Source organism: Methanobrevibacter sp. (assembly GCF_017468685.1).
Classification (GTDB): domain Archaea; phylum Methanobacteriota; class Methanobacteria; order Methanobacteriales; family Methanobacteriaceae; genus Methanocatella.
The window spans coordinates 1-26,669 of sequence record NZ_JAFUHT010000094.1; the positions used below are offsets into that span (position 1 = coordinate 1).

16 protein-coding genes, 1 tRNA gene and 1 pseudogene are annotated in these 26,669 nt (G+C 34.0%); 15 read left to right on the plus strand and 3 right to left on the minus strand.

From position 1 onward, the window contains the following. Positions 1 to 30: 30 nt before the first annotated feature. The 6 genes from IJ258_RS11820 to fbp all read left to right on the plus strand — a co-directional run bounded on the left by IJ258_RS11820 (position 31) and on the right by fbp (position 7,128). Entirely contained in the window at positions 31 to 1,041 is a 1,011-nt protein-coding gene (locus tag IJ258_RS11820; protein WP_292807172.1) for a 50S ribosomal protein L10, read from the plus strand. Between the two features lie 63 nt (positions 1,042 to 1,104). Then, positions 1,105 to 1,398, plus strand: a complete 294-nt coding sequence (gene rpl12p, locus IJ258_RS11825; protein ID WP_292807138.1) for a 50S ribosomal protein P1 — start codon at positions 1,105 to 1,107, stop codon at positions 1,396 to 1,398. A gap of 175 nt (positions 1,399 to 1,573) precedes the next feature. Beyond that, entirely contained in the window at positions 1,574 to 4,273 is a 2,700-nt protein-coding gene (alaS, locus tag IJ258_RS11830; protein ID WP_292807140.1) for an alanine--tRNA ligase, read from the plus strand. Positions 4,274 to 4,418: 145 nt separating this feature from the next. Next, complete coding sequence (thiI, locus tag IJ258_RS11835) at positions 4,419 to 5,573, plus strand: tRNA uracil 4-sulfurtransferase ThiI (RefSeq protein ID WP_292807143.1); 1,155 nt, start codon at positions 4,419 to 4,421, stop codon at positions 5,571 to 5,573. A 65-nt stretch (positions 5,574 to 5,638) separates the two neighbouring features. After that, a tRNA-Gln gene (locus IJ258_RS11840) sits at positions 5,639 to 5,710 on the plus strand. 320 nt (positions 5,711 to 6,030) lie between these two features. Beyond that, a complete protein-coding gene (gene fbp, locus IJ258_RS11845; protein WP_292807145.1) occupies positions 6,031 to 7,128 on the plus strand; it encodes a fructose-1,6-bisphosphate aldolase/phosphatase in 1,098 nt (365 codons plus the stop codon). A gap of 115 nt (positions 7,129 to 7,243) precedes the next feature. On the opposite strand, the pseudogene IJ258_RS11850 reads toward fbp, so the two are convergent. Next, a pseudogene (locus IJ258_RS11850) lies at positions 7,244 to 7,435 on the minus strand (DUF3781 domain-containing protein). A 124-nt stretch (positions 7,436 to 7,559) separates the two neighbouring features. Here IJ258_RS11850 and IJ258_RS11860 point away from each other — a divergent pair. The 6 genes from IJ258_RS11860 (at position 7,560) to xerA (ending at position 11,969) form a co-directional block, all read left to right on the plus strand. Then, on the plus strand, positions 7,560 to 8,669 hold the full coding sequence (locus IJ258_RS11860; RefSeq protein ID WP_292807149.1) for an ABC transporter permease: 1,110 nt from the start codon (positions 7,560 to 7,562) through the stop codon (positions 8,667 to 8,669). Positions 8,670 to 8,678: 9 nt separating this feature from the next. Further along, positions 8,679 to 9,377 (plus strand): ABC transporter ATP-binding protein, encoded by a 699-nt coding sequence (locus tag IJ258_RS11865; RefSeq protein ID WP_292807151.1) that lies wholly within the window; start codon positions 8,679 to 8,681, stop codon positions 9,375 to 9,377. A gap of 42 nt (positions 9,378 to 9,419) precedes the next feature. Further along, positions 9,420 to 10,052 (plus strand): sister chromatid cohesion protein PDS5, encoded by a 633-nt coding sequence (locus tag IJ258_RS11870; protein ID WP_292807153.1) that lies wholly within the window; start codon positions 9,420 to 9,422, stop codon positions 10,050 to 10,052. Positions 10,053 to 10,168: 116 nt separating this feature from the next. After that, positions 10,169 to 10,474, plus strand: coding sequence for a nucleotidyltransferase domain-containing protein (locus tag IJ258_RS11875; RefSeq protein WP_292807155.1), 306 nt, complete (start codon positions 10,169 to 10,171; stop codon positions 10,472 to 10,474). Then, positions 10,467 to 10,838: a HEPN domain-containing protein gene (locus tag IJ258_RS11880; protein WP_292807157.1), complete on the plus strand. Its 372-nt coding sequence runs from the start codon at positions 10,467 to 10,469 to the stop codon at positions 10,836 to 10,838. The genes IJ258_RS11875 and IJ258_RS11880 overlap by 8 nt, the downstream gene beginning before the upstream one ends. Positions 10,839 to 10,973: 135 nt before the next feature. Continuing rightward, entirely contained in the window at positions 10,974 to 11,969 is a 996-nt protein-coding gene (gene xerA, locus IJ258_RS11885; protein WP_292807159.1) for a site-specific tyrosine recombinase/integron integrase, read from the plus strand. 154 nt (positions 11,970 to 12,123) lie between these two features. Here xerA and IJ258_RS11890 read toward each other — a convergent pair whose 3' ends face one another. Then, on the minus strand, positions 12,124 to 13,302 hold the full coding sequence (locus IJ258_RS11890; protein ID WP_292807161.1) for an ATP-binding protein: 1,179 nt from the start codon (positions 13,300 to 13,302) through the stop codon (positions 12,124 to 12,126). A 329-nt stretch (positions 13,303 to 13,631) separates the two neighbouring features. On the opposite strand from IJ258_RS11890, the gene IJ258_RS11895 reads away from it, so the two are divergent. Continuing rightward, positions 13,632 to 15,857, plus strand: coding sequence for a right-handed parallel beta-helix repeat-containing protein (locus IJ258_RS11895; protein WP_292807163.1), 2,226 nt, complete (start codon positions 13,632 to 13,634; stop codon positions 15,855 to 15,857). A gap of 171 nt (positions 15,858 to 16,028) precedes the next feature. Here the strand turns inward: IJ258_RS11895 and IJ258_RS11900 are convergent, their stop codons facing one another. Further along, the gene (locus IJ258_RS11900) at positions 16,029 to 20,552 is read right to left on the minus strand and encodes an Ig-like domain repeat protein (RefSeq protein ID WP_292807165.1); all 4,524 of its coding nucleotides are present in this window, start codon (positions 20,550 to 20,552) and stop codon (positions 16,029 to 16,031) included. Positions 20,553 to 20,794: 242 nt separating this feature from the next. Between IJ258_RS11900 and IJ258_RS11905 the strand changes: the two genes are divergently transcribed. Both IJ258_RS11905 and IJ258_RS11910 read left to right on the plus strand, forming a co-directional pair. After that, entirely contained in the window at positions 20,795 to 23,356 is a 2,562-nt protein-coding gene (locus tag IJ258_RS11905) for a hypothetical protein (protein ID WP_292807167.1), read from the plus strand. A gap of 146 nt (positions 23,357 to 23,502) precedes the next feature. Next, on the plus strand, positions 23,503 to 26,385 hold the full coding sequence (locus tag IJ258_RS11910) for an Ig-like domain repeat protein (RefSeq protein WP_292807169.1): 2,883 nt from the start codon (positions 23,503 to 23,505) through the stop codon (positions 26,383 to 26,385). Positions 26,386 to 26,669: the final 284 nt, after the last annotated feature.

Consider the following 26,669-nt stretch of genomic DNA (forward strand, 5'->3'; position numbering starts at 1 on the left):
AACTATGGGACCAGTAGTGAGGGTGATCTAATGGCTCATGTTGCTGAATGGAAAAAGGAAGAAGTCCAAGAGCTAAAAGGTATCATTGACCAATACGACGTTGTCGGTATTGTCGATTTAATGAACATTCCTGCAAAACAGCTCCAAGAAATGAGAAAATCTCTCAAAGGAAAAGCTGTTATCAGAATGGCTAAGAAAAACCTTATCGATTTAGCTCTCGAAGATTGTAATGCTGATAAAACCAACGTTGTAGACTTATCCGAACATATGGATGGTCAAGTTGCACTTATCGCAACTGAAATGAACCCTTTCAAATTATACAAAATATTGGAAGACAGCAAAACCTCAGCTCCTGCAAAACCAGGATCTATTGCAACTGACGATATTATTGTACCTGAAGGGGACACTGGATTCGAACCAGGACCATTTTTAGGAGAATTACAACAAGTGGGTATTCCTGCAAAAATTGATAAAGGAAAAATCTGCGTACAAAAAGAAACTGTCGTAGTAGCAGCTGGTGAAGAAGTATCCAAACAAGTTGCAGCAACCTTATCAAGAATGGACATCAATCCGATGGAAGTAGGAATTGATTTAAAAGCAGTATATGAAGAAGGTGCAATTTACACTTCAGACGTACTTGCAATCGATGAAGAACAACCATTAGCAGACGTACAAAATGCATTCAGAAATGCATTCAACTTATCTGTAAACGCAGCTATCCCTACTGACGAAACTATTTCCACTATCATTACTCTTGCTTACACCAGAGCAATCAATGTCGGTGTAGAAGCAGCAATAATGACTTCTGAAACTTCAGAACCAATCATTGGTTTAGCACAAGCTAAAATGTTAGCATTAGCATCCGAAGTTGCTGACGCACCTGGTGCTATTGACGATGAATTAGCTGAAAAACTTTCTAATGTTACTGTAGCAGCTGCTCCAGTAGTAGAGGAAGTTGAAGAAGAAGAACCGGAAGAAGAGGAAGAAGAAGAAAGTAGTGAAGAAGAAGCAGCAGCTGGGTTAGGAGCTCTCTTCGGTTAAATTAATTTAAAATTTTTATTATTATAAAAAACTAACACTTTGAAATAAATTAATGGTGATAACATGGAATATATATATGCGGCAATGATTTTGCACAGTGCAGAAAAAGATATTAACGAAGAAAATGTTAAAAGTATTATTGAAGCAGCAGGAATTGAAGCTGATGAAGCAAGAATCAAAGCTTTAATCGCAGCTTTAGAAGATGTTGACATCGACGAAGCTATGGAAACTACTGCTATGGCAGCAGCAGCACCAGCAGCTGCACCTGCAGCAGCTGATGCAGCTGAAGAAGAAGAGGAAGAAGAAGAAGCTTCTGAAGAAGAAGCAGCAGCTGGATTAGGTGCTCTCTTCGGATAGATTTTTTAAATCTATCACCTTTCTTTTTTTATTTCTTTTTTTTAAATCACAGACTATTTTTAGATACTATTTTTATAAGATTTTTACAAAACACTATTTTTTCATCAAAGTTTCATTAATTATTTATTAATTGAAATATATACTATAAACTAATAAATTATTTAAACTGATTCATATGGTAGAAATTTTTGATGAACTTGGTTATAAAAAACAAACATGTAAAACTTGCGGACAGGAGTTTTACTCACAAGTGGATCGTGATACTTGTGGAGATGCTCCATGTGATGAGTATGAGTTTATTGCAAATCCAGCAACAGACAAACCATACAACTTATATGAAATCCAGAAAGTTTTTAGAGAATTTTTAGAAAGCGAAGGGCACACACATGTCCACAGATATCCTGTACTTGCTAAAAGATGGAGAGATGACGTATTTTTAGTTGGGGCTTCAATCTTCTGTTTCCAGCCATGGATTACATCAGGTCTTGTAAAGCCACCTGCAAATCCAATCGAAATGGCACAGCCTTCAATAAGATTGAACGATGTTGACAACGTTGGAAGAACCGGCCGTCACATGACCTGCTTTACAATGGGAACACACACAGTAATCAACAAGGAAGATGACTTCATTTACTGGGAAGACCGCACAATCGAATTATGTCACAAGTTCTTTGAACACATCGGAATAAACACCGAAGAGATTACTTTCATCAAATCCTGGTGGAGTGGTGGAGGTAACGAAGGACCTTGTTATGAGGTATGTTGCAGAGGAGTCGAGCTTGCAACATTGGTTTTCATCCAATATGAAACCCTTGAAGACGGTTCCAAAAAGGAAATTCCAATCAAGGTTGTTGATACCGGTTACGGATTGGAACGTATCGCATGGATTTCTCAGGGTACTCCTACAGCTTATGATGCTTGTTTTGCACCGGTGGTTGACAAACTAAAAGAATTGACTGGCGTTGAAATCAATGAGGATATTCAGGGAAGAAATGCTCAGATTGCCGGAATGATGGATATTGAAGACATTGGTGATTTGAAAGAATTAAGGCAACAAGTTGCAGACAGTTTAAATCTCTCACTTGACGAATACTTGAAAGCTGCTGAACCGATGGAAGCTATTTACATTATTGCTGATCATACCCGTTGTCTTGCGTTCATGATTGCTGACGGTATCATTCCGTCCAATGTCAAAGAAGGTTATCTTGCAAGACTGGTTTTAAGAAGAACAATCCGTTTCATGAAAGAATTAAACATGAAAGAATCCTTGGCGGATGTAATGGCAATACAATTGGATTTCCTATCCAAATTCTATCCTGAAATTAGAGATTCCGAAGAACATATCATGAACATTATCACTTTGGAAGAGGAAAGATATGCTGCGACTGTTAAGAAAGGAAGAAGCATAGTTAAAAGATCAATTAAAAGACTTAAAAAAGAGGGCAAGTCTGAAATGCCTCTTGATATGCTGATTGATTTGTATGATGCTCATGGAATTCCTCCAGAAACTGTTGTTGAAATGGCAGGTGATGATTTTACTGTAAATGTTCCTGATAATTTCTTCACTCAAGTAGCAGGAGCTCACGAGAAAGATACAAGTAACAAAAAATCCACATTCAAAGTAGATTTCCCTGAAACTGAGTTATTGTTCTATAAAGATTTCTACCAAAAAGAATTTGAAGCAGAAGTTTTAGGATTAATTGAAAAAGATGGGGACAAATGTTTAATCTTTGATAAAACTGTATTCTACCCTGAAGGAGGAGGTCAACCTTCAGACATAGGTATAATTTCTGTAGATGGAACTGACATTAAAATGAAACATGCCGAAAAAATAGATAATGTTGTTCTGCACCATGTAGATGAAGATGTGGCTGATGATGTTGTCGGCAAAAAAGTCACAGGGGAACTTGACTGGCAAAGAAGGATAACTCTTGCACGCCACCACACAGGTACTCACCTGGTAATTGCAGCTGCAAGAAAAGTTCTCGGACAGCACATCTGGCAGGCAGGTTCACAAAATGCATTGACAAGAGCACGTATTGACCTGTCACATTACAAACGTATCACACAGGAAGAGCTGAACGAAATTGAAAAATTGGCTAATGAATATGTCATGGCCAACATTGATTTGGACATTCAATTCCACACCCGTGATGAAGCACAGGAGTTATACGGATTTGTTTTATATCAGGGAGGAATTGTGCCAGGAAAAATGATTCGTGTAGTTAAAATCCCTGGAGTTGACGTACAGGCATGTGCAGGTACACATGTGCTTAGAACTGGTGTAGTTGGACCTATTAAAATCAACAAAACCGAAAGGGTTCAGGACGGTGTTGAAAGAATTGATTTCTCAGCAGGTCTTGCGGCAATCGATTCAATGCAGCATGACGGTGAGCTTTTAAGGGAAAGTTCAGCAATATTTAAGGTTGAAAACGATCAGTTGCCAAAAACCTGTGACAGATTCTTCAGCGAATGGAAAGCACAGAAAAACGAAATCGACCGTCTGAAATCAGATATCGCCAGTTTGAAAATGAATTCATTGGCTGACGAATATGATGAAATCAACGGACTCAAGGTCGTTCATCAACTGATTGAAGCAGACTTTAAGGAACTGCAGAAAATGGCAACTGACTTTACCGACAACGGCAAGGCAGATGTTGTCATCATGGGAAACAATGATGGTAAAATCGTTGGAGCAGCTTCACAGAATGCTATTGATAAGGATATAAAAATCAATGAGATTATCAAAACAGCCGCCGGAGTTTTAGGAGGTGGCGGCGGAGGCCGTTTAACACTTGCTCAAGGTGCAGGTAAAAATGCTGACAAGATGGATGAAGCAATCCAAACTGCAGTTGATTTGATTAAAGGAAAATAATTTTTCCTTTTTTTCTATTTTTTCAAAACTTTTATTAATTATTAATATTTAAAATTATACTTGCTGTTATATTTTGAAGAACTAGTATAGAAGGGATTGCTATTTTTTCTTTTCAGCGTGTACTAAAAAATAAAGAAGTGTTTAAATGAATTATGATTTAATTATCGCAAGATATGGCGAAATAGGAATTAAAAGTCCTAAAATAAGGTCACGTTTTGAAAGAAAGCTAGTTAAAAATATTAAAGCTACTTTTGAATGTGAAGTCGAAAGAAACCAAGGAAGAATATATGTTCATCCAAAAGATTTTAGTGAAGGTGTTGAAAAGTTAAACCACGTATTCGGAGTCGTATCATACTCTCCGGCGGTTTCAACCAAAACAACTTATGAAGACATTGATGAAACTTTAACAGAATACACAAAACAGTTAATTGATGAAAAGGTCTTGGATGAAAACACCAAATTTGCAGTTAAATGTCGTCGTGTAGGTAACCACGATTTTACTTCACAGGAACTTGCTGCACATTGTGGTGGTGTTGTAAGAAATGTCGTTTCAGCACCTGTTGATTTGACAAACCCTGATTTGACAATTTTTGTTGAAGTAAGGCAAGATGACACCTATATCTTTCATGAAAAAATCAGAGGTCCTGGAGGATTACCATTAGGAACACAGGGAAAAGTTGTTGTTCTCTTGTCCAGTGGTATCGATTCTCCTGTTGCAGCATACCTTATGATGAAAAGAGGCTGCGAAGTTGTAGCGCTTCACTGCAATAATGATCCGTTTTCAGGTCCGAAAGTCACTGAAAACTTTAACAGGTTAGTGGATAAGCTAAATGAATATGCACACGGAACACCAATCAAAAAAAGAGTAATGGATTATGGTGAATACCTGACTGTTGCAAAGACAAAAGCTCCTGAAAGAATGACCTGTGTATTGTGTAAATCCGGAATGTACAGGATTGCCGAAAAGCTGGCAGAAAAATTAGGCGCTGATGCAATAGTTGACGGAAGCAGTGTTGGTCAGGTTGCATCACAGACATTGTCCAATATTTTAGCTACCCGTTACGGCGTGGATATGCCTATATTGTCTCCATTAATCGGGCTTGACAAGGAGGAAATCACTGCCATTGCAAAAGAGATTGGAACATTTCCGATATCTGAAATCGATGACGGCGGATGCAGTGCGGTTCCAAGATATCCTGAAACACATGCTGATTTAAAAATAGTTAAAAATGTATGTGAGGAAATAAATCAGGATGCTGAAATCGAAAAGGCATTTCAAAAAATTAGAAAACTTGATTAAGTTTTCTATTAACTTTTTTTTTAATCATTGAATTTATATATTGGTATGTATAAAAATAATTACATAGTCCCGTAGGGTAGTGGCAATCCTTCTGGGCCCTGGACCCGGAGACAGCGGTTCGACTCCGCTCGGGACTATTTGTTTTTTTGGCATTCTCATATTTTTAAATAGATTAGTGTTTTGTGAATGATCACTAAAGTTAAATTTCTTTTGAAACGATTTAAAAGTAAAATTAAACAATATTGTCACAATAGGTTCATCCAACTATAAATAAGATTTTCATGACAATTGGCAGTTTCAATAATTATTTTTCAGAGGTAACTTGCTGGTTTGAAAAACAGAAATTAAGAGTTGACTTCATGGCTGTCGCTTTCAAGATAACAATAATTAAATAGTATACTAGTTAAAAATAATATATGTCTAGTAAATAATTAATTTACTAATCGAGGTATAAAAAATGAAAACTACAGTTAGTGTAATTAAAGCTGATATTGGAAGTGTGTCCGGACACTGTGTCGCACACCCAGAATTAATGGATATTTGTGATGAAGTTTTAAACGAAGCTTTAGAAGCAGGTATCATAAAAGATTACTATATCTCCCGTTGTGGAGACGATATAGATTTAATCATGACCCACGATAAAGGGGTAGAAAACGAAGAAGTGCACAAAACCGCATACGATGCATTCATGAAAGCTACTGAAAGAGCACGTGAATTGAAATTATACGGTGCAGGTCAAGACTTATTATCTGATACATTCTCCGGAAACATCAAAGGTATGGGTCCTGGTGTAGCAGAAATCGAATTCGAAGAAAGACCATCTGATCCTGTTTTAATCTTCTGCTGTGACAAAACCGAACCTGGTGCATTTAACTTACCAGTATTCAGAATGTTTGCAGACCCATTCAACACTGCAGGGCTTGTAATCGACCCATCATTACATGATGGATTCAAATTTGAAGTATTCGATGTAATTGAACACAGAAAAGTTATTCTCAACTGTCCTGAAGAAATGTATGACTTACTTGCATTAATCGGTTCCACCGGAAGATACGTAATCAAAAGAGTATGGAAGAAAAACGGTGAAATCGCAGCTGCAATAAGTACTGAAAGATTAAACTTAATGGCTGGAGAATACGTTGGTAAAGACGACCCGGTATGTATCGTAAGAGCACAATCTGGTTTCCCTGCAAACGGTGAATGTGTAGATCCATTTGCATTCCCACACATGGTAAGCGGATGGATGAGAGGATCACACAACGGTCCAATGATGCCAGTATCCGAAGCAGAAGCAAACCCAATCAGATTCGACGGACCACCTAGAGTAGTCGGTTTAGGATTCCAAGTAGCAAACGGTGAATTAATCGGACCAGTCGACTTATTCGACGACCCAGCATTCGATCCAACCCGTGAACAAGCTGCTAAAATTGCAACTTACATCAGAAGACACGGTCCATTCGAACCTCACAGATTACCTGCTGAAGAAATGGAATACACTTCACTTCCTGGTGTAATGGAAAAATTAGAATCCAGATTCGAAGATATGGATGATTAAATTTAAAGAGATTTTTAATCTCTTCTTTTTTTTATTTTAGATTTCTAGATTGTACTCATTTTTTGTTTTAATTTTAATTTTTAAATACAAATGTTCATTAACTAAAACATTCACATTATTGTATAATATGAGCTGTTATAATGGTAAAACTGCTTGAATTAATTGTTATCCTGCAATCATCAACTTCAACATAATAGTTTTTACCCTTTTTAACAACAATAGAATCTTCTTTTTTAAGTTTTGAAATACAGTAACCTACAGATCATCACTTATCCCCAAGTTTTTTCTGTATTCTTCCAACACCCATTTCGGTAGTGTGAATCTTGTCAATGTTTTCAATCAGAACTTCTTTGTGCATTTCATCACCCGTTTTTTGCATCTCACCTGATGCTACACTTACTTATTTATATATTACAAAACTATTTAGTATTATGTCATTTTTAAAATTCATTCTTAAAAACCCATTCAGGAGAAAGACCAGTGCAATTCTTGCCATTGTCGGAATTGCAATCGGAATAATTGTAATAGTTGCTCTTGGTGGAATAACTGACGGTTTAGTCAACACATTTGAAGATACGATACATGCAGGAGGTGCCGACTTTTCAATTTCAGGAAAGGAAACCGGGGATTCTGCATATGGAACAAATACAATCGACGCATCATGGACAGATAAAATTGCTAATGTTCCAGGTGTTGAGGAGGCTTATCCGATTTATGTTGTCCTAACATCAGTCGGTGATGACTACATGAATACGTTAATTGGAATTGATCCTGCAGGAACCACATTGGCAGATATTTCAATGAAAGAAGGAAGAATATTTGAAGATGGTGAAAACGAGGCCATTCTCGGTGAAATCTATGCCGATGACAATGACTACAAAGTAAGAGACAGTATTAAAATTGATGGAGAAGACTTTGAAGTTGTGGGAATTTATGAAACCGGTGACCAGAACATGGCAGGTGGAGTATTCACATCAATATCCAAGGTTGGGGAGCTTATGGATGATGAGGATTCAATTTCAAACATCTATGTTAAGGTGAATAAGGGCGAAGACCCACAGGTCGTTGCAGACAGAATCGATGAGAAATACGGTGATGATATTGCAACAATAACTTCTGTTATGGAAATGCAGCAGATGGGTGACATGCTCAACATGCTTCAGGCATCCACATGGGCAATTTCACTTCTAGCAATTATTGTCGGTGGATTGGGCATCATCAACACAATGCTCATGTCAGTGTTTGAAAGAACTCGTGAAATCGGTGTTTTAAAGGCTGTTGGATGGTCAAATACAAGAATTCTTGGAATGATTGTCGGAGAATCACTTGTGATAACAATCGTATCAGCAATTATCGGATCATTAATAGGATTTTTAGCCTGCACACTACTGGGTCCTCAAATGGGAATAGAACCGTTGTTCACACCTAAAATATTCATTCAGGCATTTTCAATAGCAATCGTGGTCGGAATCATTGGTGGACTGTATCCTGCAATCAAGGCGGTCAAACTGCCTCCAACAGAAGCATTGAGGTATGAGTGAGGTGGAAAAATGAATGCTGTGGAAATTAAAGACTTATTTAAAAGCTATGAAAACGGCAAAATCAAGGCATTGAACGGAATAAATCTCACAATCAAGGAAGGTGAGTTTGTATCAATCATTGGACCCTCAGGTTCAGGTAAATCAACCCTTTTAAACATGCTTGGAGCACTTGACGTTCCGGATTCAGGATCCATAAATGTTGCAGGTGACGATTTGAAATCATCTAAAAAGTTAAATGAATTTAGAGGTGAAAAGATCGGTTTCATCTTCCAGCTGCACAATCTCATTCCAAACATTTCCGTAAGGCAGAATGTTGAAATTCCAATGTTTACACAAAAAATGTCATCATCAGAGATGAAAAACCGTGCATTGAAGCTTCTGGGTGATGTTGGCCTCAGGGACAAGGCAGGCATCATGCCTTCAAAATTATCCGGTGGGGAGCGTCAGAGAGTAGCAATCGCACGTGCACTTGCAAATGACCCATCAATAATATTGGCAGATGAACCAACAGGATCACTTGATTCAAAGACAAGTAGCAAAATCCTTAAGCAACTAATTGATTTGCATGAAAGTAAGAATGTAACACTAATAATTGTAACTCATGATATGGATGTAGCCAAACTTGCAGACAGAGTTATCGAAGTTCTTGACGGGGAGATAATTTCTGCCGGTGATGACTCACTGATTAACAGTAAAATTGATGTCTAAACCTCAATTTTACTCACATTTTTTTTATATTAACTGATTTTTATGATATCTGAAAAGGAACTCCTTGAAGAGTTAAGGCAAATTCAGAAAAGCAATGAAAACTGGAAAAACCACATCGATGATGTTGCAGCAAAACTGGATGAAAACTATTCTGTCAATGTTAAGGCAAAGGCATTATGGATTCTTGGTGAAATGGGATTGAAATATCCTCAACAGGTCAAACCCTATATTAATCAAATTGCAGGATATATGGATGATGACAATCCAAAACTAAGGGAAAGGTCAATCAATGCATTGGGAAGAATTGGAAGAGCAGATAAGAATCTTGTGACTCCCTATCTTGATAAACTGATGAATATGCGAAATGATGATATGGGGAATGTTCGCCTTGCATTCGTTTGGGCATGTGAAAACATAGCGACAAATTCTCCAGAATTATTTTGTGAAAAAATGGACATTTTCTGTGATTTGATTGATGATTCAAACGAAAAAGTCAGAATAGAAGCACCTGAAATGTTTAGGGTAGTTGGAAAAAGAAAACCTATGTATGTGAAACCCTATTTGAATAAACTACAGTCCGTTGCTGAAAATAACGAGCATCCGGTAGTTCGCATTCATTGTGAAGGTGCAATCAGAATTACGAATAATGCTTTGGACAAGAATAATGATTTGTAACTGATAACACATTATTTTCAAACATTTGTGTTTTTTCATAAAGTCGCACTTTAATAATGTTTATTATTGATGAAATTGAAATAGGTTATTATAGGCATAATCGTTGGTGATTGTTTATGAACAATAGATATGAGATTGCTCAGGAGTTTGCAAAGACAATAAATTCAGGATATATACTTAAAATTATTTTATTTGGTTCTGTTGCTAGACATGAAGATACCCATGAATCTGATATAGATATCTTAATCGTATCTAATTTTCCTGAAAAAATTGAAGATCAAATTGATGATGAAGTGGCTTGGATTATGCATGATAAAAATGAATTGATTTCTGCCCATATAATGTCTGAAGAAAGATTCAACAGTACTCAACATTTTTCTTTTTTAAGTAATGTTCTTTCAGAAGGTGTTGAAATTGGATGAAACTGAAGCATTTTTTGATAAATCTAATAAAAAACTAATTCTTGCAAAAACAGCATATTCTATGGATGATTATTCAGATGCTGTTAGCTTATCGTATTATGCCATGTTTTTAGTTGCTAAGGCACTAATTCTTAAAAAAGGAATTAAAGCCCCTAAAACTCATGCTGGTTTGATTCATTTATTTAATTCACATTATGTTAAAGAAGATGAATTTTCATATGAAAAATATAAGTTTTTGGCATCTACCCAATCACAACGTGAAAATGCAGATTATGATGCAATCGATGAAATTGATGAAAGAATTGCTAGAAAAAGAATTAAACAAGCAGAAGAATTTATTAAAGAAGCTGAAAAATTCATTTAATCAAAATAGTATATTGATAAATTTTATTCTAAATGTTTTCAAATAGATAATAATTAGTTCTATTTTTTTAAATCTGATTTAATTAATCCATATGTAAAAAATCTATTGAATCCATACTTTCATATGGTGATTTTCATGAAAGATGAATTAATTAGACTAATTAAAACTAAAATGGAACCTCATTTAAGTGAAATTCAGATATATGAACTTAACAGAAATCTTAGGGTAATTTTGAATGATTTTGAAGTTGTCAAGATTGATAAGAATTTACCAGTCGATGTATCAAAGGAAAACCAGAAATTATTAGTATCTTTTCTTTCAGCTAAGGAAATTGAGGGATGTTCTCAAAAGACAATCACTTACTATAAAAATACGATTGTGAAAATGCTGGATGAAGTCAATTTGAAAATCGAAAACATTGCCACTGATGATTTGAGAAAATATCTCTCAGATTATAAAAATCAGAGCAATGTATCCAAATCGACAATTGATAATATAAGACGTGTGTTGTCCAGTTTTTTCAGCTGGCTTGAGGATGAGGATTACATTGTTAAAAATCCGGTAAGAAGGATTCACAGGATTAAAACTAAAAACGCCGTTAAGGAGGTCTTAAGTGATGAGAATTTTGAAGTCTTAAGGGATAACTGCAATAACCTCAGAGACTTGGCAATCATTGAACTTTTAGCATCAACAGGTATACGTGTAGGCGAACTTGTAAACTTGAATATCAATGATGTTTCATTTAATGAAAGAGAGTGTCTTGTATTAGGCAAAGGTGAATCTGAACGTATTGTTTATTTTGATGCAAAAACGAAAATTCACCTGCAAAAATACTTGGAGTCTAGAGATGATGATAATCCTGCTCTTTTCGTATCCCTCAGAAAACCTCATAACAGGATTGGAATAATTGGAGTTGAGAAAAGAATGCGCAAACTTGGCCGTGTTTCCAACATTAAAAAAGTACATCCTCATAAGTTTAGAAGAACAATGGCAACCAAGGCAATAGATAAGGGAATGCCGATCGAACAGGTTCAAAGATTATTGGGGCATGTGCAGATTGACACCACAATGCAATACGCCATGGTAAATCAGAGCAATGTAAAAATAGCTCACAAGAAATTCATCGGATGATGCCATTTGGAAGATATTTTTACTATTATCTTCCATTAATAGGCAGGTTTATTAATATATCAGTTTATAGGCTCTCAAATGATTAATGAATATTTTAAAATTTAAAACAAGATTCAAAATTATTTATTTTAAAGTTTTAAACTATTTTTTCATGTTAGATTAGTTTATCATTTGTTAGGAAATCTAAGAGATTAATGTGTTTTACTCCATCACGAGACCTGTCAAATTGATCCATTGTTATTATGTATTTCGGATAATGATCTTTGATTTTTGAAAATGGTCTGAATTCTCTTTCAATTGTTTCATCGTTTTCAAGTATGTAACTTACTTGTATGTATATTGTCTGTTTGTGTTTTCTGCATACGAAGTCTACTTCATAGTTTTTTGTTTTTCCGATTGTTATTTTCCATCCTCTTCTTAAAAACTCAAAATAGACAATGTTTTCCATTACTCTTCCTATGTTGTCAATGTTTCCTTTAGCTTTTGCTTCACAAAAACCATGATCGGTTACATAGTATTTTTCATTGAATTTTAATATGCTTTTACCTTCTAAATCCTCTCTTTTTACTTTTTTTATAAAGCAGGCATTTTCCAGGTATTTTAGGTAGTTTGTTATGGTTTTGTTTGAGATTTTGATGTTCATTTCTTCTTTGTAGTATTCTGCAATGCTTGAAGCGGAGAATATGTTTCCAATATTGTCGAAAATGAATGTTGTTAGTCTTTCGAGGATGTCAATGTCTCTTATTTGGTATCTTTTGACAATGTCTTTATAGAAAATTGAGTTAAATAAATCATCAAGGTAGTTTATTTTTTGTGTATCTTCAAGTAGGAATGTCTGAGGCATTCCGCCATATTGGAGATATTCATTGAACATGTCTAAACTGCTGGATTTCTGATGGAAGTCGAGAAATTCCTGATATGAGAAGGGGTACATTTTTATTTCATAATATCTTCCGGTCAGGTGTGTTGCCAATTCCCCTGATAATAGATTGGAGTTTGAACCTGTGATATAAATGTCACAGTCGTAATCTATTTTATATCCTGCAATTGAACGTTCCCATTTTCCTACATTTTGGATTTCATCAAAAAATAGATATACTTTTCCTTTTTTATTTTTAATGGATTTTTCAACTATTTTGTCCAGTTCATTATTATTGTTGATGTTTTTGTATTTTTTACTGTCGAAATTAATGATTATTATATTATGTTCTTTTACTCCTCTTTTGAGGAGTTCTTCTTTAATCAATCCTAACATATATGATTTGCCGCATCTTCTGATTCCAGTAATTACTTTGATTAACTCATTATCGATTAATGGAATAATTTCTTTCATGTATAAATCTCTTTGAACCATAACAATAGTATATTTTTTTAGGTATATAAGACTAACTTTTTGAATTTTTTAAAATTTTAGTTTTATAATACTGACTTTTTATTTTTTTTCTGAAAATTAGGTTCATAAATATAATTTTTTAGTCTATTTTCACAATCAATCGATAGGTTTATTAATATCAGTTTATCGTCCTTTAGATGTTTGGATCTTGTCTGTTGGTGGTATGTTTTTTTCATCCCTACTTGCTATAAGTTTATATTGTTGTTGATACAAAAATTAAAATATATTTTAATATTTATTAAAATATTTTTAATCGATGGTTTTAGGAGGTGGAAATTATAAGAAAAGCCTTTGAATTAATGTTTATGGCATTATTGCTATCATTCGTATTAATTTCATGCGTTTCAGCTCAAGAAAACACAACCGATTCAAACCAGACCAGCATGGATGCTGATGACATGCTCAGTTTGGATAATCAGCAAACAGAACTAACCATTGAGCCGGACACTCCGGATCTGGTCATCAACATGACACAGGACAACTACAAGAATTACATTAAAAGAGGAATGTTAAAAAATAATTATGCAAATGCCAAAATATTCATAACAGAGGATATGGAGGACTGCGGAGTTTTCAACATCATGGCAGACAATGTCATCATCAATGGAAATAACCATACATTAAAAAACATTGCATTCTGTATCTGGGCAAATAATGTGACATTAAACAATTTCACATTAGTCGAAACTACAGGTTTAGAGGACAATGATTATGCGGCAATTGAATTGTGGAAAGCAAGCAATACAAAAATCTGCAATGTAAATATTGATTACAACGCTTCCCGCAATAGCGATGCATATGGAATATTTTCACAAGGCACCAAATATGACATGATCAACAATCTGACTGTCGTAAACTGCACAATAAACTTCAGAAGCGACAACCGTGGAGAAGGCCGTGCATTTGCCGTCAGACTGGAATACTCACCGAACGCATTGTTTTTAAACAATACGATTAATGCGGAACTGCCTTTGCGTACAGTTGCATTCCAGTCAACAACAGCGGTTCTTGAATCCGAATTCGCACTGGCAGTCGGAATTAGCAACTGCAACAATCTGACATTCACTGATAATGTTATTAATGCCAATGTTAATGTCCGTCCCGAATGTGCCTATCCGACACTTGACAGTGTATTCATCTGCGATTCACATGACTGCAATATTACAAACAATAGGATTACTTTAAAGGATGACATCACGTATAAGGACGAGGCCAACTACCTCTATGCCTTCGACATATACCGTGCAGACAATATGCTTATTGAAGGAAACGACATTCATGTTGAAACCAAGGGAGGAGCATTTGCAGCGGGAACAGCATATCCTATACAACTGACCGGACCTGCCAGCGACGTACTCATAAAATACAATGAGATATACACCAAAAGCAACGGCCCGAACATCGGAATATACTCCCACAACTTCAACGGCGACAACTACATTACGATTTTAAACAATCATATTAATGTTACTGGAAGGGCGGGAAACCACAGCTGGGCACTGGTTGCAGGAATAGAGTCACAGGACAACAATGACATCATAATGAACAACCTCATTGAAGTTCACAACATCCAGGCCGTTGGAAAGGAAGATAACATCTATGGAATTTCATATTCACAGAAAACCGACAGCACACACTCCTACAGGGTAGTCAACAATACCGTAATAAGTGACGGATACTACGTATCACACATGCTTGACGCTGACAATACCACAGTAACAAACAATACGCTGGTTAGAACAGACAAGTATGCCGACACCAATTATGATCCGTTCAAACGTGGGGATTCAATCGGTGCCGATACTGATGCAGCTAAAAACAATTACTTTTCCGGAAACCGTGTAATAACAATATTTGAGTATGACTTGGAACGCCAAAGCAATGAAATCGACGGCGGCGATGAATTCAACTATGTACCGCCTGAAAACGTGAACGGTTATACGAACGTTATAAATGGAAGCGGTATTGCTCCTCAAAAGCCTGGTTTTCCTGGAGGAAATCCTTTGATATCCGGCGGTGATGGTACCGGAGCATTCAACACAGGTGGGAATAATGCTGGTGGATTCACCACACCCGACAGTGCCGACGGAGACAACGGATACAACGGTCTTCCTGACCTGAGCGGAGATGATGGTAAAAGCCTGTCAACCAAACGCAACCTTGGCGGTGAGGAGAATGTTCAAAACTCATTCAGCAACGAGGGAACAACAAGCAACTCATATAACAGCAACATGATTGTGCCGAACCAGAATTCGACCGCAACTGATCCAAGTGTTGAGGGTGTTTCATCAAGCGGAAGTTCAAAGTCATCCGGTTCATCTTCAGCAGGTGCTGCCGGAAGCAGCGGTGCATCACAGGATACCAGTAAAGCCTATGAGATAACAAAAAATATTGTTGAGGATTCAGATTCCATGATTAAGTTCATTGGTCTGGCGGTTGTCTGTGAGATACTGCTTGTAATCGGTTACAAACGCAGAGAAAACGAAGAATACTAAAAAAAGATTAGCTACTTGAATGTAGTTAATCATTTTATCTTATTTTATTGAAATTGAATTATTATGCCAACACTTGAAATTCAATTCTTATGAACCTCATTTTTTTAATGAATAATATAATTAAGTTCTGTACTAAAAAAAGATTATGGGTGATGGTTTTAGATTTGTGTTTTACTTTTTAACCGTAATGGTGTTTGTGTTTTTCTGTTTGCCGTAGGTGGTTATGATTTTATATTTTCCTGCCTTCAGGTTTTTGATTTTGATTTTTGCTATTCCTTTCTTGTTGGTTTTTGCCTTGTACTTTTTGCCTTTGATTTTGAATGTTATTTTCTTGTTTTTTAGTGGTTTGCCGTTTTTGTTTAGGAGTTTGGCAGTGTAGGTTAGTGTTTTTCCTTTTTTGATTTTCTTGTTTTTGGTAATTAGTGTTGGTTTTACTGTAATCTTGTTGGATGCTTTAACGTTTTTGTATGTGGCGGTTATTGTGTATTTTCCTGCTTTGAGGCTGAGTTTTAATGTGGCATAACCATTATTATCTGTTTTTATTTTGACTGTGTTTTTGTTGATGGTTACTGTTATGATTTCATTTTTAACCGGTTGGTTGTTGTTGGTAAGCCTTATTTTGTAGTATTTTGTGGCTCCGTAGTATTGTGTGATGTCGGTGTTTCCGGTTATTTTGTAGCTGTCCTTGTTTACTTTAAAGCTTCCGGTGGTGTTTGTGGAGTATAATATATTGTTTTCCGGATATGTTGCAGTATATGTGTATGTTCCGGTCTGGAATTCGCCAAGGTTTCTTGACCCTGCACCATTGGTTATTATGATTTTATAATAGTTGCCGTTTATTTCCAATACGATTTCTCCGTTTAATTTGTTGTTGTTGGAGTCTGTTAGTGTTGCATATACCAGTAGGTCATCTGCCTGGTTAATGTTTTGAATATTTACTTTTATTTGTGTGAGTGTTTTAACTGTTATGTTTTTGGTTATTGTTGCGTTTTGATATGTTGCTTTAATGGTGTATGTTCCTGTTTGTGTGTTTATTGGTAGGTATGCTGTTCCGTTTTCATTTGTGGTTATTGTAGTGTTAGTGTTTTGGAATTCTATTGTGATATTGGTGTATTCGTAAGGAATGTTGTTGGTGTCTGTAAGGTTTACCCGCACATATCCTGTTTTTCCGCTTTCAAGTTTCTGTGTCTCCAGAGTCAATACTGGATTTCCTTCAATGTTTATTGTGGTGTTCCATGTGCTTACAGAGTATGTGTCATCTCCATCATAATGTACATATATATAATTAGTTCCTCTTTTAAATTTGATTTCAGTGTTAATAACACCCTCTGTAAGGTTTAAAATGGTTTTGTCATTGTTGATGAATATTATCACTTCACCGGTACAGTTTAAAGGATCGGTTTGTATTTCCATATGGCCTGTCAGATTAATGTTTTGTGTTAACTGGACTGTTAGTTTGGATGTTATTCTTGAAACACTGAAAGTGGTTGAGGCATTTGATGCAGCATACTTTCTATCGCCCGGATAGTATACAGTTACATGATAGGTTCCCTCTTCGAGATCAGTCAATGTAATTGGTGTCATGGTATTGTTTATGAAAATATTTCGTGTTTCATTGTTGATTTGAAGAATTGCATCTCCACGAACATCACCCGGATTTATTGTAATGTTTAATGTTGCATTTTCACCTTTTTTAATATCTGCAATTTCAACAGTTAAATTGGTCTTCCATTTACTAACAATAAATAATGTACTTGCACTGCATCCTGTGTAGTATTCATCTTCATCGATGATTAATGTAAGGTTGTATATACCCACTCCTCTGTTGATTGTTTGTGTTATTGTATCTGTCACTGCGAGGTCTTTTATTTTTTTACCATCGATGTATAATGTTCCGTATAATCTTGCAGTGTCTGGTGTGAGCTTTATTGTTATTGTTCCAGTTTGACTGTATTTAACTTCAGGGGCAGTTATATTAACTGCTGTCGGTATTTTAAATATTGTGAAATTATAATATTTTTTAAGTATTTTGAAGTATTCGCTGTCTCCGTTATATTCAATTTTAATGGTATAATTTCCCGGCTTAAAATTGCTTGGTACTGTGAAATCACATTCGCCGTCAGTTAAGTTTACATTGTATTTTTGGTTGTTTAATGTTAGTGTAATGTTTCCTGTTGGGGTTGTAAGGTTTCCTGCAATCTTGATTTTGAAAGTTATATTATTTCCATCATTATAAGTGATATTATTGTTGTTGTAGGTTACTAACATTTCTGCAGATTCTTTTCCCACATCAATGAGTGCTGCTGTTCTGTAGTTTAGAATATTTGCATAAATCAGATATTCTCCTTTGATATTTGTATAGTTGAAATTGAATGTGTAGTAATCATTTAATATTGTAGTAATGTTTATGTATTCTCCGTTTTCATTGATGGTGTTTATTGTTGTGTTAAATCCTTTTTGCGGCAATTTGTCCCAGTCATTAAATATGATTGTGTTTTCACCATTTGTCACTCCTAAAGTTAAGGTAATATTTTTAGTTTCATTAAGTTTTATCGGATAATAATCATTTTCAAATGCTGGAGTGAAGTAATAGTTAAAATCTGCATTACGTATAATTCTCCAATCAGGTGTTATGGTGAAGTAATTATAGTTTACATTGCTTGTTCCATCATTATATAAAAAAGTAGCTGGTGCAGAACCATACATTGCAGTATAAATACTTGCTTTTAATAAAAAACAATACATTACAGTTATTCTCCCGTCATTGTAAATATTTGCTGCACCAATACCTCCATTTTGAGGATAATAACTTGAAAGGGCATTATTATCAAATATGCAACTTAATACATTCATTGTACCATGATTTTTTATTGTTCCATAATAAATGAAGTTGGCAGCAAAATCGTCACCATAGGCAGTGACGGTTATGGTATTGTCTTTAATTGTTGAGTAGGATAGTGTTATTTCTCCAGTTTTTTCATTAATTATTGACCGACCATTATTTATTAAGTTTGTTTGTGTTATTGTCATTTTATTTTCATTTGATATTGCTTGTCCGGATTGTGAAATTGTTGAACCAGTAATATTTAATGTTCCTGTATTATATGCTACACTTCCATATGTTGCTGAACATTTTGTCATGCTGGAGCTGTTAATGGTTAATGTTCCGGTATTGTATATTCCTCCATTGCCTTTGGTGTTTATGTTTGAGATGTTTGTTTGTGTTATTGTTAGTGTTCCTGTATTGTATATTGCCCCTCCGTTGCTTCCGGTGATTTTATTAAATATTGAATTTTCGATTTTAATTATATTGTTGTTGTATATTGATCCTCCATTTATGGTTTTGGTATTTGTAGTAGTTATGTAATTGTTATAAGTATAGTTTTTGTTTAATTGTTGGTTTGTATTTTTGATATAGATTGATTTGGTGTTTGCAGGATGAATGTTTTCAAATATTGTATTTTTTAGTGTAATTTCTCCGTCATTATAAATTATTCTAGAATCAATATTTGTAAAGTTCACATTTTCTGCCGTTAATGTTGCTTTGTTGTAGATTATTCCCTCCCAATTATCAGGGTCACTTGGCAATTGATATGGCACATATTGGTTATTGTTAAATGTGGTGTTAATTATTTTTAGTATATTGTTGTTGTTTATCAGTCCTTTATTGTTGGTTTGGGGTCTTGTTTGGTAGAATTGATTAATATCTTCTATTTTACAATTAATGATTTCTAATTCGGCAGCATTATTTATTAATCCAAGACTATTGTCTTTAAATGTACAGTTTATTAATTTTAAATTTCCTTTGTTTGATATGATATAATTATTGTTACCGTCGAATGTTAAGTTGATTAATGTTACTTGTGAATTAGAGTTTATTTCAAGTAGTGTTTGTGTTTTTTGAAGAATGAATTGTGCATTGTTTCCAGTAATTGTGATATTTTTATTTATTGCGATTGTTTGAGTTATGTCTTGTATTAATTGTATATTGTTTAGGTTAATTGTTCCATTGTTTTTTGCTAGTTCTAATGCTTTTTGTAGGGATCGTATGCTATTGTTCCATGTTTCATTGGAGTTGTAAGTGTTATCTATGTTTATTTGTGTAATGTTTAAGTTTGTTAATATTATTTTTTCAATGTTTTCAAATTTTAAGGTGTTGGAGTATTCTCCGAATAATGATGTTGTTAAATAACTATCTGGATGTACTGTATAGTTAAATGGCACATCAGCAACGTATGTGGTACTGGTTTGTAATTCGGGTAGGTTCTGCTCGCCAATGTTTATTTTTTTTATTATTGTATTGTTTTCATAGACATTAATATCATAGGTTTTAAATTCACCATCATGTACTGGTGTTATGAATGAAAAATGCATATTTATGGTTATATTTCCAGTTGTTTCAAAATCTGTGGTGTCGTTGACTGTTAGTGTTATCTGTGTGCTGTAGGGTATGAAACTTGACAATGTGTCTTCATTATTGTTTTGTGTTAATATTTCTTGTTGGGGTGTTTGGTTGTTTATGTTTTGGGATAATAAATTGTTTTCTGGAGAATTTTGAGTATTTTCAGTTATGTTTATTACATTGTCATTGTTTAGTTCTAATTCAACAGTGTTGTTTTCTGTTGCATTAATGCAAGTTATATTTAATATTATGAATAAAATTATAAGGATAAGTAAGTATTTTTTCAATTTCATTTTTATTTTTCTCCATCATGTTTTCAGCAGAAACATATTAAATTTCAACATGTTTTTATCATAAGTTAAGATAATTTTATATATGTTTTACTATATATAACATTTCATTAGATAGATTATCAGTTGTAGTTGATTTTTTGTAATCGATTACAGGATGGTTTATTTGATTATAATTATATTATCTGGTGTATAATTAGATATTTACATCGGATTCACCCTTCAGAAAATTAAATGGTGGGAAAATGAATATGAATAAGAAGTTAAATATATTCTTAATTTTCATCGTGCTTTTAGTGGGAATTTCTTGTGTTTCTGCTGAAGACATGGATGATATAGGTGAATTATCAACTGGTGATACAGCAGATGAAATTATATCTGTTGATGAATCATTAGATGATAATATTGGTATGGATGAAAGTGATGCACAGGTTAGGTTAGGAAATCCAACACCAGTTAATAGTTGGTCTGATTTGGCTGGTGCAGTTAGTGGAAGTAGTGGTCCTGATGTTGTTAGTATTGAGTCTAATTTGACTCCTGGCAGTCAAATCACTATTAATCATGATGTAACAATTGTAGGTTCTGCTGATACTTATATTGGCGGAAGTAGTTCAAGTAATGCGGTAAGTTATAGTGATATTCTCTTTTTATCAACAACAAATGGATTATCAATAACTTTAAAAAATATTAAATTCCAGAACTGTGGTGGAAACACTCTTATGAAATTTGCTGGAAATGGAAATTATATTATTGATAACTGTACTTTCGAAAATATAACTGCAACTTCAACAAAACAGGTTGTAGTTCATTTAAACTATGGTTATTGTGAAATTATTAATTCTACTTTTGAAAAATGTAGCACAAGTTATGGTACCTTAAGTAACTATCATGAAACTAATGTCAATAATGTTCATATGGTTGTTAGGAACAGTACCTTTAAAAATAATTATGCAAATGTTGAACCGGGTGTAATTAATAACTGTGGTCATTTGACTGTTTATGATTCTACATTTGAAGATAATTCTGCTGCAATGTGGGCAGGTGCAATACACACTCACACAAATGCTAATACTACTGTTATCCGTTCTGTTTTTAAAGATAATCTCGCAGGATGGAATGGCGGTGCATTATGTACCTACAGTTATTTAAGAGTTGTTAATTCTACTTTTGTTGGCAATAAAGCAACAACAAACAGAGGTGGAGGTGCTATTTTTGGATTCTATCAGGGTAGTGCTCCGTATATTATTGTAGAAAATTGTGATTTCATTAATAACACTGGCATTTCCGGTAATGGTGGAGCTATTATTATAATGTCTGGTACTTTGGTTGTAGATGATTCCAGATTTGAAAATAACAGAGCAAATGCTACTAATGGTGGTGCTATTGCTAGTGGTTCTTCAACAACAACTATTAATAATTGTAATTTTACCAATAATTATGCTAATGGTAAAGGAGGAGCTATTTTTGCAGGTAGTGCTGGTCATTTAAATGTTTATAATTGTCAATTTGTTAATAATACTGCAAGTGAAGGTAATGATATAGCATATCACTACACTACTAAAAGAACAAATAAAGCATTTTTAGCATATGATTATAATGAATTTTGGGGAGAAGATAATTCTTCTGGTTCAATTTATGCTTATAATCAAGATTATTTAAGTGTTGATAATGGAACTCATAATATTTTCCATGACATTAGCGAATATGTTAATCCCGGTGAAGAAAATGAAACCGGTGTTATTGCCATTCCTGATGAAGTAGCTTTAGGTGTAGTGGATTGGAATATCTCTTTTGATGCAGAAGATATTTTAACTGGCGCTCCCGTTATTGTAGGAGATTATATTTTGATTCCTGCTAATCATACTTTGTACTGTTATTATACTAATGGTACTTATGTTTGGGATGTATTTGAGGGAGTAGCTGGTTGTTTCTGTGGTTTAATTGTTGAAGATGGTGTTGTTTATGCTCCTTGTGAAGGAGATAAATTATACATTCTTGATTTATATACTGGTGATTCATTAACCAATGCATCAATTCTTGAAGGATCTAGTTTTTATGCTCCTGTGATGTATAATAATACTCTTTATATTTGTAGTGAAAATGGATATGGTGCCGATTCTAACTTATGGATTACCATGGTTAAATATGAAAATGGGGATTATGTCTATTATAATAGTATTTTAGAAATTAATGGTGTGCCTATTTATTCTCAAACAATGTTGTCTGAACCTATTATTTATGGTAATTGCCTTTATGTAAATACTGTTAATGGTTTGGTTCGTTATAATTTACTTACTAATACTATGACAAGTATTGCTGATACTATCGGCAATCCTGTAATTGACAGTAATGGTAATATTTGTGTTTTAAGAAACATTAGTGGATCTACATATCTCTGTTTATTAGATTCCAGTTTAAATGTCGTTGATTCTGAGTTACTAGGTGGAAATTGTAATAAACTAGTAAGTGATGGTGCTGGAAGTGTTTACACAGTAGATACTAATGGCCATATCTATCTTGCTAGTTATAGTGGTTCTTCATTATCTTGTGAAGTTACTACTTTCAATATTAACTCAGTTTCTTCAGCAATGTGCTGCGATGAAGATTATCTTTATCTTGGCGACGATGCCGGAATTTTATGGGTATTTGATTTAATGTCTTTTGATATTGATAGTCTAGAAGGTAGTTTGTGTTATGCATTTAATGCCACATCTTCTATTGTTGGAGACATTTTAGTGGATAATTCAGGCGTTGTTTATATTGGAAATAGTAATGGTGATTTTTACGCTATACAAGAGGAAACCTAACTTATGATTGGTAGGAATTTTGATGGGGATAATATTGGAGATTAAAGGGACTTTTTTAATATAATGTATACTCTTAAATTAAATTATTTTTTTAATCTCTATTTTTTAATTTTTTATCCTCATTATTTTTTTCAGAAGGTTTTACAATGAAATTAAAATATATTTTTTCATTTACAATAATTCTTATTACATTATTAAGTATGAATTTCATTTTTGCAGGGGAAGTTAATGAAAATATTACTTTGGAAATAAATGATGATGGAGATTCCATTATTTCCGATAATTATTTAAATGAAGATTTAAGTCAAAAAACTACTGATAATGACCCTGATAGTAAGTTAGGTAACTTTGAAGATGGTTTAACACATGTTTATGTGTCTCCTATAGGAAATGGAAATGGTTCTTCTCAAGACGCTCCTGCTGATTTTAAAACTACATTAAATTCAATTGGAGATAATAGTGTTGTACATATGATGGATGGGAATTATACTTGGACTTGTGCCAATAAAAATGATGTAATTTCCATCAAATCTAAGAATAATATTACTATAATGGCTGAAAATTCTGGAAAAGTAATGATAAACTCAACATCAAATTATTTATCTAAAGAATTTAATTTAGACTCTTCCAATAATATTATTTTTAAAAATATTATATTTAAAGGTAGTTATAATGCTGACTATTTAATATATTTAAAAACTTGTAATAACATATCTATTGAAGGATGTAGTTTCATTGATTTTAAATATAAATCAGATGTATTGGCGTCATCTAAATCTTCATTGAATATTCGTGATTGTTATTTTTCAAATTGTTCAGTTGGTACTAATGGGATTATATTACAATCAAATGGGGAAATTTTAATATATAATTGTACTTTTGATAATGTTTCCAAACAAATAATTAAAGTTTTAAAACAATCAAATAATTTTTTCAAAGCTAATATTTCTTCTTGCATTTTCCGAGAGTTAAATGGTGATTCATTTATAGGTATTGCTGGAAACCCTACAGTTTTTGAGAATAATACTGTTCAGTCTAGTTATAATTTTGAATTAAAAGTTACTGGTGTGGGCATTATCAATTCTTCAACTACAATTACAGTTTTAGATAATACTCAGTTATCTGCAACAAGTGGTGATGTTATTAATATTACTGCGGTTTTAGTTGATGATATGGGCAATTATATTAATATTCCTAAACTAGACTTTAGCATTGATGGTGTAACTTATAGTGCTACTTATAAGGATGGTGTTTATTCTGTTGCGTATACTGTTCCTGAAGTTACCCAGCCTGAAGAGATTTCCTTTGACAGTACTCCTGAGTCCACTTATTTAGGCGATCTCACTGTCAAATATCAGCCACTATTTTTATTGGCTAAACCTGCTTTGAACATGACAATGAGTAATGTTTCAGACAGTGTTTATGGTGATAATGTTACAGTTAAAGTTAACATTTCCAATTTGGAATCTGGTAATCTTATTTATCAATTCATTAAGGATGATGTAGTTGTTAAGACTGTTACAGATTCATTCAGCAATAATATGTCTACTGTAAGTGTTAATGATTTGCCTGCTGGTGATTATACTGTTGCTATCAAATATGCTGAGGATGATAATTTCGGAGCAACAACCATAACTAAGACTTTCACTGTCAGCAAGGCCAATTCAACAGTACAAATCCTAATTGACCCAACCATTCCGGTGGGGGATAATATTACTGTTCAGGCAATTGTGCCTGCAAATGCTGGTGGTAATGTTACTTTCAGATTAAACACAGACAATAAAACAGTTAATGTTACTGATAAGGCAGTCTTTGACTCTTTGGCTAATGGAACATACATTATTTATGCAGTATATAATGGTGATGACAACTATAATCCTAGTGAAGAGTCCAATATAACATTTGAGGTTGTTAAAGTCAATCCGACAATAAGCATTGAATACTCAACACCTGTGATTAATGAAAACGTTACCGTTACAGTTACAATGAACGAAGACATTAACGGAGACGTTAATGTAACCATTAACAAACTTGATCCGGTAGTTGAACATGTTGTTAACGGTACTTTGGTATTCAACATCACCAATGTTCCTTACGGTCCTCAAAACATTACCGTAGGCTTTACCGGTAATGACAAATACAACGCTGGTGAAAAGAATGCTTCATTCTTTGTAAACAAGCTGGATCTCGATTTAAGCATTAGCGCTGATGAAATCACTTATGGTGATCCTCTAGTTGTTATTGTTAATGCAAATGAAAAATTCACTGGAGAAGTAATTGTTAAAATAGGCACCCTCAACCAAACTGTTAATGTAGTAAACGGTAAAGGTAATGCCACATTTAACAATTTAACTGCTGATGATTACTTCATCAATGCCACTTTCACTGGTGATGAAACTTTCAATGCAGACAGTGCAAACACAACTGCAACAGTTAAAGGTGTTGAAGTTCCAGCAACTCAAGCTTTCACTACCAATGTTCCGGCAAACACAAAATCACCTACCTTCAGTATCAAATTAGAAAAAGATGCTACAGGTACTTTCACAGTCAATATTGACAATGGTAAGATTGTTAAGACTGCTGAGTTGAAAGATGGTGCTGCAAGCATTACTGTTGTTGATTTGACTGCTGGTGATCACAAGATTAGCATTAGCTATTCAGGTGACGGCAAGTATGCTCCAATCACCCAAAACACTACTTTAAACATCAAAGAACCGGTCAAACCAACTCCTAAGGTTACTAAAAAGGCTACCAAGATTGTTGCTAAAAAGAAAACTTTCAAAGCCAAAAAGAAAACCAAAAAGTACACTATCACTTTAAAATCCGGTAAAAAAGCAATCAGTAAAGTGAAAGTTACCATTAAGGTCGGTAAAAAAACTTACACTGCTAAAACCAACAAGAAGGGTAAGGCTACATTTAACCTTAAGAAGTTAACCAAGAAAGGCAAATACACTGCAGTTATTAAGTTTAAAGGAAACAAAAACTACAAAGCAACAAGCAAAAAAGTAAAAATAACAGTTAAAAAATAAGGAGAAATATCTTTTCTCCTTTATATTCTTTTTTTAAGAATGGAATTCATTTCTTATTCTAATCAGTATTTGTCGTGTAACATTTTTTTAAGAATTATAAACCGTTTCATAAAATTCTATTTTTCGAGATTCATTATGGATGGTAAATTACTATTTATGTTTCCATTAACCTAAGGTTGATAATTCAATAGTTACTTTTTTTAGATTTGATTTAATGGGGTCACATTAACATTAACGGCCATCTTTTTTATAACTTAATAGTATATTTCACGGGGATATATATC